The organism is Corallococcus sicarius, assembly GCF_003611735.1.
Lineage (GTDB): Bacteria > Myxococcota > Myxococcia > Myxococcales > Myxococcaceae > Corallococcus > Corallococcus sicarius.
This window is the reverse complement of record NZ_RAWG01000302.1, coordinates 1-11,930: the sequence shown is the minus strand read 5'-3', so window position 1 is coordinate 11,930 and position 11,930 is coordinate 1. Positions and strand designations below refer to the sequence as shown.

7 protein-coding genes and 2 pseudogenes are annotated in these 11,930 nt (G+C 70.5%); 3 read left to right on the top strand and 6 right to left on the bottom strand.

The genetic code is table 11. The features are described 5' to 3' along the window. Positions 1-349: pseudogene (locus D7X12_RS33040) on the bottom strand (TIGR02266 family protein); the annotation flags it as partial. A gap of 242 nt (positions 350-591) precedes the next feature. Here D7X12_RS33040 and cglD point away from each other — a divergent pair. Further along, complete coding sequence (cglD, locus tag D7X12_RS33035; RefSeq protein ID WP_120629207.1) at positions 592-4,017, top strand: adventurous gliding motility lipoprotein CglD; 3,426 nt, start codon at positions 592-594, stop codon at positions 4,015-4,017. A 137-nt stretch (positions 4,018-4,154) separates the two neighbouring features. Here cglD and D7X12_RS33030 read toward each other — a convergent pair whose 3' ends face one another. The 3 genes from D7X12_RS33030 to D7X12_RS33020 are packed head-to-tail and all read right to left on the bottom strand — an operon-like array spanning position 4,155 to position 7,372. Beyond that, the gene (locus D7X12_RS33030) at positions 4,155-5,918 is read right to left on the bottom strand and encodes a M14 family zinc carboxypeptidase (protein ID WP_120629206.1); all 1,764 of its coding nucleotides are present in this window, start codon (positions 5,916-5,918) and stop codon (positions 4,155-4,157) included. 31 nt (positions 5,919-5,949) lie between these two features. Then, positions 5,950-6,885 carry an MBL fold metallo-hydrolase gene (locus D7X12_RS33025; protein WP_120629205.1) on the bottom strand — a complete coding sequence of 312 codons (936 nt, stop codon included), beginning with the start codon at positions 6,883-6,885 and terminating at the stop codon, positions 5,950-5,952. 22 nt (positions 6,886-6,907) lie between these two features. Beyond that, complete coding sequence (locus D7X12_RS33020; RefSeq protein WP_208719433.1) at positions 6,908-7,372, bottom strand: tetratricopeptide repeat protein; 465 nt, start codon at positions 7,370-7,372, stop codon at positions 6,908-6,910. A 102-nt stretch (positions 7,373-7,474) separates the two neighbouring features. Here D7X12_RS33020 and D7X12_RS33015 point away from each other — a divergent pair, with 102 nt between their 5' ends. Together D7X12_RS33015 and D7X12_RS33010 are read left to right on the top strand one after the other, a co-directional pair. Further along, the gene (locus D7X12_RS33015) at positions 7,475-8,050 is read left to right on the top strand and encodes a phospholipase A2 family protein (protein WP_120629204.1); all 576 of its coding nucleotides are present in this window, start codon (positions 7,475-7,477) and stop codon (positions 8,048-8,050) included. A 4-nt stretch (positions 8,051-8,054) separates the two neighbouring features. After that, complete coding sequence (locus D7X12_RS33010) at positions 8,055-8,642, top strand: RNA polymerase sigma factor (RefSeq protein ID WP_120629203.1); 588 nt, start codon at positions 8,055-8,057, stop codon at positions 8,640-8,642. Between the two features lie 30 nt (positions 8,643-8,672). Here D7X12_RS33010 and D7X12_RS33005 read toward each other — a convergent pair whose 3' ends face one another. Continuing rightward, a complete protein-coding gene (locus D7X12_RS33005) occupies positions 8,673-10,706 on the bottom strand; it encodes a DUF7151 family protein (protein WP_120629202.1) in 2,034 nt (677 codons plus the stop codon). A gap of 146 nt (positions 10,707-10,852) precedes the next feature. Beyond that, a pseudogene (locus D7X12_RS43115) lies at positions 10,853-11,930 on the bottom strand (hypothetical protein); the annotation flags it as partial.

Sequence of the window (11,930 nt, the reverse complement as noted above, 5' to 3'; positions counted from 1 at the left end):
GCAGGGGGGCGGGCGGCAGCGGGCCACGCGCGGCCAGGGCCTCCAGGTGCTGCCGCAGCTCCTGCGCCGCCTGCGCCCGCTCTTCGCCGGTGAACGCGGTGCCGCCCGCCAGCGTCCGCGCCCTCAGGGCGTCCCGCTCCGCCTTGGGCAACCGCCACAGCTCCACGAACGAGCCGCCGCTCTTGATCACCTCCTCGCCCAGCCGCTGCACCGCCGCGCGCGGATAGCCGGGCACCTCCACCTTCACCTCCAGGGCCCCCTCGTCGTCGCGAAAGGCCACCAGCAACTGCATGGACTGCGCGGAGGGCAGCAGCGCGCCCAGCCCCTCCACCACGGACGCCGCCTGCACTGGCGACGCCCCTCCCCTCCACACCGCCGCGAGACCGAAGACAGGCACGGCCGGGACGATAACCGAGCCCTCCTGTCCCCCGTCCAGACAGTGCCGTCGGAAACAGGCGACAGCGCTGCACGCCCAGGTTCCAAATCAAGATGACTGCTCGCACCGGGGACGCACCTACATCGGCATCATGCGTCATTGCTTCTATGCTGGGGTCTCTCCGCAACCCCCCCTTACCGGAGTGCTACCCCCGTATGCGCAATTGGATCCAACTCTTCTCCGGCACCCTGCTTGCGGCCACGCTGCTCGCGGGCTGTGGCGGCACCGAACCCGAACCCGATCCCAACCCTCCCCCCGTAGACGCCGGAACGACACCGGACGGCGGCGGGGGCGAGATCGATGCGGGCTTCGACGCAGGCTACGTCGAGGACGCAGGCGTCATCGTGGACCCCGACCCCGACCCGGGCGAAGTCCCCGCCGACCCGTATGATCCGACCAACGCGACGAAGGACTCGGACTGTGACGGCCTGACGGACCAGGAAGAGTTCTCCACGGTCTACACGGGCGGTGTGAAGACGAACGCCGGCCTGCGCGACACGGACGGCGACGGCATCCGCGACGGCGTGGAGGTGGGCCGCATCAAGAGCGTCGTCGCCACGTGTTCGTTCTACGCGGACATGGACCCGGCCTCGCGCACCTCGCCGGTGAAGGCGGACACGGACAGCGACGGGCTGCCGGACGGCCTGGAGGACGCCAACCGCAACGGCAAGCGCGACCTCACGGAGACGGACCCCAACACCGCGGACTCCGACGGCGACGGCCTCACCGACGGCGTGGAGGACGCGAACAAGAACGGTTCGCAGAGCCCCGGCGAGACGGATCCGCGCAAGCGCGACACCGACGACGACGGCCTGCCGGACGGCCTGGAGAAGTCCACCAACACGGACGCGCTCAAGCCCGACACGGACGGCGACACCTGCTCCGACGGCGCCGAGGACGTGAACAAGAACGGCAAGCACGACTCCGGTGAGAGCAACCCGCGCGTGCCGGACTGCGCCGCGTCCGTCCCCGACACGGACTTCGACGGCATCCCCGACAACGTCGAGGACGCCACCGGCACCGACAAGACCAAGGCCGACACGGACGGCGACGGCGTGGCGGACGGCATCGAGGACACGAACAAGAACGGCCGCGTGGACAGCGGTGAGACGGACGCCCGCCTGACGGACACCGACTGCGACGGCCTCCAGGACGGCGCGGGCCGCAACAACTTCCTCGGCGAGGATCCGAACTCCAACGGCCTGGTGGAGGCCGGTGAGACGGACCCCACCAACCCGGACTCCGACAGCGACGGTCTCTCCGACGGCGTGGAGCGCGGCGTGGCGACGGCCGCGGCCCCGCGCAACAACTGCGGCTACGTGGGCGACGCGGACCCCGCGACGAAGACGGACCCCAACAAGCCGGACTCCGACGGTGACGGCATCCCCGACGGCGCCGAGGACTCCAACCAGAACGGCAAGGTGGATCCCGGTGAGCTCAACCCGCAGAACGGCACGGACGGCGCGCCCAACACGCCCGCGGGCAAGGCGTGCAGCGCGCAGAACCTGCGCACGGTGACGTTCAAGGAGGACAGCGGCGCGGACCTGCGGCTGGCGCTGCCCAACACCTTCAAGAACGCCAACCTCATCAACATCCAGGCCTCCGGCCAGACGGTGGGTGTGATGGGCTGGGACGACACGAAGCAGGTGACGTTCATCGCGTACAAGCGCGGTCAGGTGACGACCTCCTCGGGGCCCTCCACCACGCCCGCGGGCGACGAAGCGGGCCTGCGCGCCGGCACGCCGCTGTTGGCGCCGGCGAACGTGGAGTTCACCCAGACGTTCACCACCTGGGACGGCTTCAGCGCGGTGTCCGCCCGCTACGGCGTCGCGGGCACCACGGACCTGAAGGACTTCACCAACGCGCTGGCCAAGGAGCTCGTGCCCTCCACCACGAACGCCTTCACGGGCAGCGCCGGCATCAGCGGCCCGTTCAAGATCCAGGCGCAGTACGTGCACCGCGCCAACCAGAGCGTGGTGGTGGTGCTCGCCATCACCCCGGCGGCCAGCTACAACGAGGCCGGCAGCCTCTTCACCCTGGCGGACACGGCGGGCGGCTCCGCGCTGGCGCAGTTCGGCGACGCGGACGCGGTGCAGTGCGAGGTCTTCACCGGCAACACCGCCGTCGTGGACTTCCTCTTCGTCGTGGACGACAGCGGCTCCATGTTGAGCTCGCAGACGTTCCTGGCGGGCGCGGCGGCGGCGGTGGCCAACAAGCTGGGCAACGCCACGCTGGACTGGCGCCTGAGCATGGTGACGACGGCGTACCCGGGCGGCACCGGCCCCAACAACGGCGTGCTGCGGCCCTTCACCCAGAACGTCGACCAGTTCAAGGCGTGGCTGACCCAGAACGCGGTGTGTACGAACAACGTGTGCTCCGTGGGGACCAATCCCCTGCCCAACACCACCTGCGCGACGAACAAGGAGTGCTGGGTGGGCCTGGGCGGTGACGGCCGCGAGCGTGCACTGGAGGCGGCGCGCAAGGCCGTCAACGACCTGAGCGCGGCGGGCGGCACGCCGGAGACGCGGGTGCGTCCGGGCGCGAAGGTGGTGGTCGTCATCCTCACCGACACGCGCGACCAGTCCGAGGACAAGGCCAACTCCACCGTGGCGGACTACAACGCCTACTTCCTGAACACGGGCACCGCGAGCGGCGCGACGAAGAACCCGCTCAACCAGGCCATTCAGGTGCACGGCATCATCTGCCCGCCGGAGAATGCGACGACCAACACGGCCACGTGGTGCAACAAGGACGAGAACCCGCTCAACCCGCGCCACCTGGACGTCGTCCAGGCCACGGGCGGCGTGGCCGGCAGCATCCGGGACAACGCCTCCATCACCAACACCATCAACGCCATCGTGGACAACGTCATCGCCTCGGTGGGCTACAAGACGCTCAAGCCGCCCATCGGCGCGTCGTTGAAGGTGGCGGTCGCGGAGGTGGTGAACCCCGCCACGTGCCCGAGCATCGGTGACCTGCCGCGCAGCCGCACCAACGGCTTCGACGTGGACGGCATCAACCGCACCGTGTCGTTCTTCGGTGCGTGCCGTCCGAAGCAGTCCGGCGTCACGCAGGCGGCGGTGTCCTACCGCTACTGGATCGACCGCTCGAGCAACCCCAACGGCAGCCCGCCGCCCTGCTCGACGGACACCACGTACTACGACCCGGGCGACCCGGACTACTGCAAGGGCAAGCTGGCCTGCAATCGCACCACCGACAAGTGCGAGTGCCCGGCGGACTGCGGCGGCACCGCGCCCGTGGGCCAGGTGTGCAACACCGACCGCGCCGTGTGTGACTTCACCTGCGCGCAGGACTGCGGCGGCACGTGCGGCACCTTCGAGACGTGCAACGTGGGCACCTGCTCGTGCAGCTGCGTGCAGTCCGCGTCCTGCGCGGAGGGCTACAAGTTCGACAGCAACGCCTGCGGCTGCGTCTGCGACACGGGCGCGCTGAACTGCGGCACCGGCTTCGCGGCCGACCCGGGCCTCTGCGCCTGCGTCTGCAAGCCGGACTGCGGCGGCTGCTCCCCGGGCTTCACGTGCAACGTCAGCGCGTGCGCCTGCGAGCGGCCCATCGGCTGATGCGGCGGAAATGAAAACGCTCCCCCGGTGCCACAGGGACCGGGGGAGCCAGGGTGATTCATGAAGCCCCCGGTCCTTTCAAGTCCCCTTCAAGGGGACTCGGGGCCGGGGGCTTCTCTTCGGGTCCGCGGGGCTCCCTACTTCGCGGGGGCAAGTCCCTCGGGCGCGCTGGCGACGCGGTAGACGGGGTAGAGGCCGAAGCGCTCATCCCAGGCCGGGTGCCGCTCCGCGAAGAAGCGCAGGCGGGCATGCGGGTCCTTCGCGAACGCGGGGTCCTTGAGGCGCTCCTGGAAGGCGGCCTTCACGGTGGGGTCCTTCGCGAGCAGCTCGCGGGCGTAGGGCTCCACCACGTAGTCCTCGATGTATTCCTTCTGCTCGAAGTGGGCGTTGAAGAAGCCCCACGCGAGGAACGAGTCCGGCCCCGAGGGCTCGAAGAGGTGCGCGACGAGCTGCACGTTCTTCTGCGCCACGGGCACGTAGAGCGAGCCCGCGGGCAGTCCTTGCGTGTCGGGCTTCCACGCGCCCTTCGCCGTGAGGCCCTGGCGGCCTTCGATGGACTGGACGCGGAACTGGAGGTCCCTCGAGTGGAACGACTCCACCGGCGCGGTGGGCACGGCGCGGGTGAGGCGCTGGAACGCGATGCCGTGCGTGGTGAGCCGGGGCGCCACCCACGCGGCGTGGGCGGCGGACACCACGTAGCCGCCGGTGGGCAGCGTCACGCGCAGCGCGGGCTGGAGGTCCGGCGCGTACGGCACGTTCCACGTCTGGGGCTTCGTGTCGTCGTAGCGGATCCACGTCTGGCCGGAGATGTCCGACGGCGCGCGCGTGTAGACGTAGCCCTTGAACGGGAGCGTCTCCCGCTTGGACGTGTTCTCCCAGGCGAGCACCACCTCGCGCACCTCGCCGGAGGTGGCCTTCTGGTCCTCGGCCTTCACGGCGGCCTGGAGAACAGCGCCGTCGCGGGCGACCAGGCGCAACAGCCCCTCCATCACGTCGCGGGTGGCCTTCACGCGCTGGGCGTGGGTCTTCCAGGCGTGCGTCTCCACGAGCACGCCGAAGCGGTGGTGGATGGCCCAGTAGCCGTGGCTGAAGCGCGGCGGGGGGACGCCGTAGGTGAAGCCGCTCGACGGGTCGTCGTCCACCACGAAGGACGGGTAGAAGGGCAGCGGCTGGTGGCCCTGCGCGGTGAGGCCGGTGAAGAGCTCCTCGCGCAGCTTGAGGCCCAGCGCCATCAGCGCGGGCGGCCCGGACTTCTGCGGCTCGATGGCGACGGACACGTCGGGTTCGAACTTCGCGCCGTCGGTGACGTGCAGGTCCACGTAGACGAGCGGATCCCACGCGGCGAGGTACTTGAGCAGCAGCGCCATCTCCGGCGCGTCCACCTTCGCGTAGTCGCGGTTGAGGTTGAGGTTCTGCGCGGTGGTGCGGAAGCCCATCTCCTCCGGGCCCACCTGGTTGGGGCGGTGGTTGGGGCCGAAGCGCTCGTGACCGTCCAGGTTGAAGACGGGGACGAAGACGGCGGTGACGCCCTTGAGCGCGCCCGGCAGCACCTTGCCCTGGAGCGCGTCGCGCAAGAGCCAGTAGCCGGCGTCCTTGCCGTCAATCTCTCCCGCGTGGATGCCGCCCTGGAAGAAGACGACGGGGCGCTGCTTCCTGCGCGCGGCGTCCGCGGTGAGGGTGCCGTCCTGGCTGACGACGAGCGCCACCAGCGGGCGTCCCTCCGGGGACGTGCCCAGCGTGTCGCAGCGGGCCTTGCCGGGGAAGGCCTTGGGGAAGGCGCGGCAGAGGCCCTCCGCTTCCGCGTAGCGGCCGGTGCGCTTCCAGCCGCTCTGTTCGGAGGTGGAGGTGAGGGGAGGCGGGGCCTGCGACAGGAGCAGGGCGGTGAGGGTGGGCAGGAGCATGCCCGCTTGAGAACACAAGCCCCGCCGGGGCTCAACCGTGGCGCACGGTGTGCGTGCCACCCACGGGCAGCACGTGCACGCGGTCGCGGGGCCAGCCCCGGCGCAGCCACTCCGCGTCCAGGCGCAGGGGGGGCTCGTCCAGGGGCTCGTCGGTGAGCTTGAACGTGCCCCAGTGCATGGCGAGGAACGCGAGCGCGCCCAGGTCCTCGAAGGCCTGCACCGCCTCCTCCGGGTTCATGTGCTGGTAGCGCATGAACCACGCCGGATCGTAGGCGCCAATGGGCAGCAGCGCCGCGTCCAGGTGCGGGAAGCGCGCGCCAATCTCCTTGAAGCCCTGGAAGTAGGCGGTGTCGCCGGAGTGGTAGATGCGCGCGCTGGAGCCCTCCACCACGAAGCCGCCCCAGAGCATCTGGTTGGCGTCGTTGAGGCCGCGGCGGCTCCAGTGCTGCGCCGGCACGTAGTGCACGCGCACGGGGCCCACCTGCGTGGACTCCCACCAGTCCAGCTCGCTGAAGGGCAGACCCTCACCCTGGAAGATGGGCGCGTGGCCCAGGCCGGTGACGACGCGGGCCCCCACCTGCTTGAGCGTGGGCAGGTCCAGGTGGTCGTAGTGGTTGTGGGACACCAGGCTCGCGGTGATGGGCGGCAGCCGCTCCACCGGCACGCCGGGCGGCACGTTGCGGCGGATGACGACGTTGATGGCGTCGCGCAGCACCGGGTCGATGAGCAGCGACACGCCGTCCAACTGCACGAGCCAGCTGGCGTGGCCCAGCCACGTCAGCCGCGCGCCCTCGCCCGGAGCGGGCGGGGTGGCGAGCACCGTCAGGTCCGGCGCCACGTGCGGCACCATGGCGCGCGCGGGCGCCTTGCGGCGCTTGCCCCCCAGCTTGTCCAGCACCGCCCACTTGAAGACGGTGTTGAACGGGTGCGGTCCGCTGCCATCCAGGTTCTTGAAGCGCATCGCCATGAGCAGCTCCGGGGCCAGGGTTTTAGCGGGGGACGTGCTTCGCGAGCACCTGATCCAACGCCTCCGCCTGCGCCCGGCCTTCCGGGTCCGGATCCTTCAGGGCCCTCGCCACGAAGGTACGCGCCCGCCCGGGCTCTGTCTTCGCCAGGGCCATGGCCATGCCCAGGTTCGCCTGGGGGTGATCCGGCGAGGCCGCCAGCACCGGGGTGAGGATCTCCACGGCCCGTGCGTCCTGCTGGTGCTCCAGGTAGAACATCGCCAGGTCGCACGCCGGGCCGGGCGCCGAGGGGTCACGAGCGATGGCCTCCTCCAGGACGGCCACGGATTGGGCCCGCTCGCCCTGGGCGTCCAGCACCAGCGCCAGCCCGTGGAGGACCTCCACGGAGTCAGGCGCCTGCTTCCTCGCCTCCTGCAGCAGCCGGTGGGCCTCTGCGGTATTTCCTGCGTTCAGCTGGGTGATTCCCTCGCGGTACAGGTCACTTCCCACGGTGTCCTCCAGTGCACCACGCGGCGCGTTCGCACATTCTGCGCAACTTTCGGCCGGCGGTTTCCGAAAAATCGAGAAGACTTCTCTCCTGGGCCCCCGACCATGATCATCAAGAACGCTCCCATCCGCCGTCCGCAGACCTCTGGAACGGAGCCGTCCGCGCGTCCCGCGACCGCTCCCGCGCGCAACCAGGTGAAGGATTCCTTCACCAAGGGCACCACCGCGGCCCAGCGCACGGCGGCCGTCTCCGGCGCCCCCGCCGGGGACCACGGCAAGCTGATGACGGACTACCTCACCGGCGCGAAGCCTCCGCCGGCGGACTTCGAGAAGGTCATGGGCTACAAGCCCTACGCCATCCAGACGGCCCACGGCCAGCGCATGCAGGACCCCCACGGCGCCGCGTCCGTGCCCGGCAAGATTGGCCCGGACATGGAGTTCGACCCGGCGGCCAAGACGCACGACTACGGCTATGACCTGCTGCGTTACTACGACCGCAAGGGCACGCCGCTGAAGCCCGAGGCGCGCAAGGCCGCGGACGCCCAATTCCGCAAGGACATGTTCGACTACGCCAACGACCAGAAGGGCGCGGTGAACCGCTTCAAGTTCCGTTCGTGGGCGCAGATCTACGCCACCGCGGTGGAGCTGAACTCCCGCGTGCAGGGCTACGGCCCTCCGTAGTCGCATGGACGCTGAAGGGCCAGACACCGGAACTGATGCCGCGCTGCCGTTGGAGCGCGACGACGTGGTGGCGGCGCTCCTGGCCCAGCGGGGCCGCTTCCTCGCCTTCGTGGAGCGGCGCGTGGGCAGTCGCGCCGTCGCGGAGGACCTGCTCCAGACGGCGTTCGCGCGCACCCTGGAGAAGGGTGGGGCGCTGAAGGACGGCGAGGGCGCGGTGGCGTGGTTCTACCGCCTCTTGCGCAACGCCCTGGTGGACCATCACCGCCGGCAGGCCGCGGAGGGACGCGCGCTGGCGGTGGAGGCCCGCGACGCCGACAACGCCCCGGAGGACCCGGAGCTGAAGGGCGCGGTGTGCGCGTGCCTGGGGGACCTGCTGCCCACGCTCAAGCCCGCGTACGCGGAGCTGGTGCGGCAGGTGGACCTGGAGGGGCGCGCGGTGCCGGACGTGGCGCGCGAGGCGGGCATCACCGCCAACAACGCAGGGGTGCGGCTGCACCGCGCGAGGCTCGCGCTCAAGCGTTCGCTGGAGCGCAGCTGCGGCGCGTGCGCGGCGCACGGGTGTCTGGACTGCTCCTGCAAGCCCCGCGGCTGAGCTCCGCTCCGAGCGTGCTTCACCGGAGCTTCAGGGGCAGGTGGCCGCGTCGTCGTTCTCTTCGATGAAGGGCGTGCCCGGGAACACGCTCGCCGCGAGCGCGGTGGCCTGACACGTGGGCAGCTTCGGGTTGTCCACCACGACGAAGTCGAGGGTCACACGGGCCAGCTCTCCCAGGCCCAGCTCCTTGAGCCCCGCGTTGCCCTGGAGGTTGAAGATCGCCACCTCGCGCAGCCTGGCGAAGTCCCCCAGCGTCGGCAGCTTCGGGTTGCCCATCACCTCCAGGCCACTGAGCTGGGGCAGCCTGGCGAAGCCCTCCAGCGACGTCAGCAAGGCGTTGCCCACCAAGGTGACCCCGGTTGCGTGCCGCAGCAGGGGCATGCCGTGCACGCGCTGCAGGGCCGCGTTGTGCTTCACGGAGAAGCCCTGCTCCACCCAGGCCAGCTCGGGCATGTCCCCCACGCTCACCAGCGCCGGGTTGCCCTGGATGTGGATGCTGCCCGCGCGGGTGAGGCTGACGAGCCCGGACGTGTCCGGCAGCTGGGGGTTGTCCAGGACATCCAGGGCGCCGACGGAGAGGAGGTGGCCCAGCGGGGCCAGCGAATCCAGCTTGCTGTTCGCCGTCAGCTCCAGCGTGCCGTCCACGGTCCCCAGTTGCTCCAGTCCTTGGGGGCTCCCCATCCCGGAGTTGCCCAGGAGGCGCACGTCTCCTTGCACCTCGGACAGGTTGTGCAAGGGCGCCCTGATCATTCGGAGGTTGTCCTCGATGATGAGCGAGCCCGCGAGCGTCCTGATGTGGGCCAGATTGCCCGGGTCCACCATCGCGTTGTTCGCGCGCAGGACGATGCTCTCGGCGGGCACCAGTGCGATGAGTCCCCCCAGGGAGAGGAGCCTGGCGTTCTCTTCGACGACGAGGCTGCCCGCCACCCGCAGCAGGCCCTGGGAGTCATCGCCCAGGCCCAGCTCCACGAGCTGGGCGTTGTCACGGATCTCCACGTCCTCGCCGACGAAGCGCAGCGTGGTCAGCACCAGCCGCTTCAGGTTGGAGTTGCCCTGCACGATGAAGGAGCCGTCGATGATGGACAGGGTGGGGACGATGGCCTCGGGCAGGGTGGGCGCCTCGATGAGCAGGTCGCCTCGCAGACGGTCGATGCCCTCGAGTGAGACGAGGTCCACGGCGCTCGTCACCACCAGGTCCCCGTCATGGATGCGCGCGGCGTCGCAGACGAAGACCCTCGTCGTGAAGCCGCCGGGGTCCGGCCGGGTGTCGCCGTTGCTGTCCTGGAAGGCGTCCACGCTCGTGCCCCCCGTGGGGCAGGGGATGCTGCCGACGGAGGCCGGGTACTGCTGGAGGCGCACGTGGGCCGGTGCCACGTCGCACGCGTAGGCCGTGGCCTGGATTTCGGCCGCGTCGAGGACGCCGTCCAGGTCCAGGTCCGCGCCGGCCTCCACCACCGAACCGCCCTGCTCGCACGGCGCGACGGAGCCGGGCAGCTCGCGCGTGCGCGCGAGCACGGGGGCCAGCTCGTTGCAGACCTCCACCTTGCGGGTGACCTCCTCGTCCTCCAGGTGCTCGTTGCCGTTGAGGTCGTAGCCGGCGTGCGTCACCTGTCCGCCCCGGGGGCACTGCGCTCCGGGCGCCACCGGCTGCACGCGCACCAGGATGTGGGGGACCGTGGTGGCGCAGACGTACGCGGTGGAGCTGACCTCCAGGTCGTCCAGCTGCCCGTTGCCGTCGGAGTCCAGTCCGCTCTGCACCGCCTGTCCGCCGTGCACGCAGTGGCTCCCTGGCGGCTCGACCTGCGTGCGGGTGCGCACCTGGGGGAGGGCGTCGGCGCAGACGTATTCGGTCGCGGAGACCTCGGCGTCGTCGAGCACCCCGTCGCGGTCCTCGTCCAGGCCCGACAGGACGGCCTGGCCACCGGAGGCGCAGTGCTCGCCCGGGGGCTCCGGGAGGAACCGGGTCAGCGGGGCGCGCTGGGTGATCTCCGGGATGTTGATGGCGTCACAGCCGCTGCCCATGAGGGCGAGTACCGCCACCCACGTTCCCCAGGTGCGTCGCATCCGTGCCTTCCCCCGTCCGGCAAGCGACCTCTTCTCCCTGTTCTTACGGAGCGAGGGACTTTGTCAGGTCGTTTTTCGCTGAACCGGCTCGTCCCTCCCCCCAAGTTACCGGAACTCCAGGCCCGGGGACACCGGCTCCCCACGCTTCAGGGGCAGGTGCCCGCGTCGTCGTTGCCTTCGATGAAGGGCGTGCCCGGGAACACGCTCGCCGCGAGCGCGGTGGCCTGGCACCTGGGCAGCTTCGGGTTGTCCGCCACGGTGAAGTCGTGGGACACGCGGGTCAGCCCTCCCAGGTCCAGGCTCGTGAGCCCTGTGTTGCCTCCGATGTGGAGGAGCGCCAGCTCGCGCACCGCGACGAAGTCGCCCAGCGTCGGCAGCTTCGGGTTGCCCAGCACCTCCAGGGTGTAGATCTCGGGCAGCCGGGCGAAGCCGCTCAGTGAGGTCAGCGCCGCGTTGCCGACGACGGACACCGCGCCTGCGCTCCGCAGCAGGGGCAGGTCGTGCACGCGCTGCAGGGCCGCGTTGTGCTTCACGGAGAAGCCCTGCTCCACGGACGTCAGCAAGGGCATGTCCCCCGCGCTCACCAGCGCCGGATTGCCCTGGATGTGGATGCGGCCCGCGTGGGTGAGGCTGACGAGCCCGGACGTGTCCGGCAGCAGGGGGTTGCCCGTGAGCTCCAGTTCGCCGACGGAGGCGAGCTTGCCCAGCGGGGCCAACATCTCCAGCCGGGGGTTGTCGCGCAGCTCCAGCGTGCCGCCCACGGAGACCAGCTGCTCCAGCCCGAAGACCGATGCCATCCTCGTGTTGTTCACGAGGCGCACGTCCCCGTGGACCCGGGACAGGCGCAAGAAGGGCGATTGGCCCAGCCGGAGGTTGTCCTCGAGGGTGAGCGAGCCCGTGAGCGCCACGACATGGGGCAGCAGGCCGGGTTCCTGCAACGCGTTGTTCGAGCGCAGGGTGATGCTGTCGGTGGGCACCACCGCGACCAGTCCCAGCAGGGAGGAGAGGTTGTCGTTCTCCTCCAGGAGGAGGCTGCCCCCCACCCGCAGCAGGTGCTTGGACGCCGCGCCCAGGTTCAGGTTCTGGAGCTGGGCGTTGTCACGCAGCTCCAGGTTGCCGCCAATGAAGCGCAGCGCGCCCAGGTCCAGCCGCTTCAGGCTGGAGTTGCCCTGCACGATGAAGGAGCCGTCGATGATGGACAGGGTGGGGAGGATGGCCTCGGGG

Excerpts from the sequence above, each read along its gene's own strand:
- D7X12_RS33010 (WP_120629203.1), top strand. The coding sequence starts at position 8,055 with ATGGACGCTGAAGGGCCAGACACCGGAACTGATGCCGCGCTGCCGTTG.
- cglD (WP_120629207.1), top strand. The coding sequence starts at position 592 with ATGCGCAATTGGATCCAACTCTTCTCCGGCACCCTGCTTGCGGCCACG.
- D7X12_RS33030 (WP_120629206.1), bottom strand. The coding sequence starts at position 5,918 with ATGCTCCTGCCCACCCTCACCGCCCTGCTCCTGTCGCAGGCCCCGCCT.
- D7X12_RS33025 (WP_120629205.1), bottom strand. The coding sequence starts at position 6,885 with ATGGCGATGCGCTTCAAGAACCTGGATGGCAGCGGACCGCACCCGTTC.
- D7X12_RS33015 (WP_120629204.1), top strand. The coding sequence starts at position 7,475 with ATGATCATCAAGAACGCTCCCATCCGCCGTCCGCAGACCTCTGGAACG.
- D7X12_RS33005 (WP_120629202.1), bottom strand. The coding sequence starts at position 10,706 with ATGCGACGCACCTGGGGAACGTGGGTGGCGGTACTCGCCCTCATGGGC.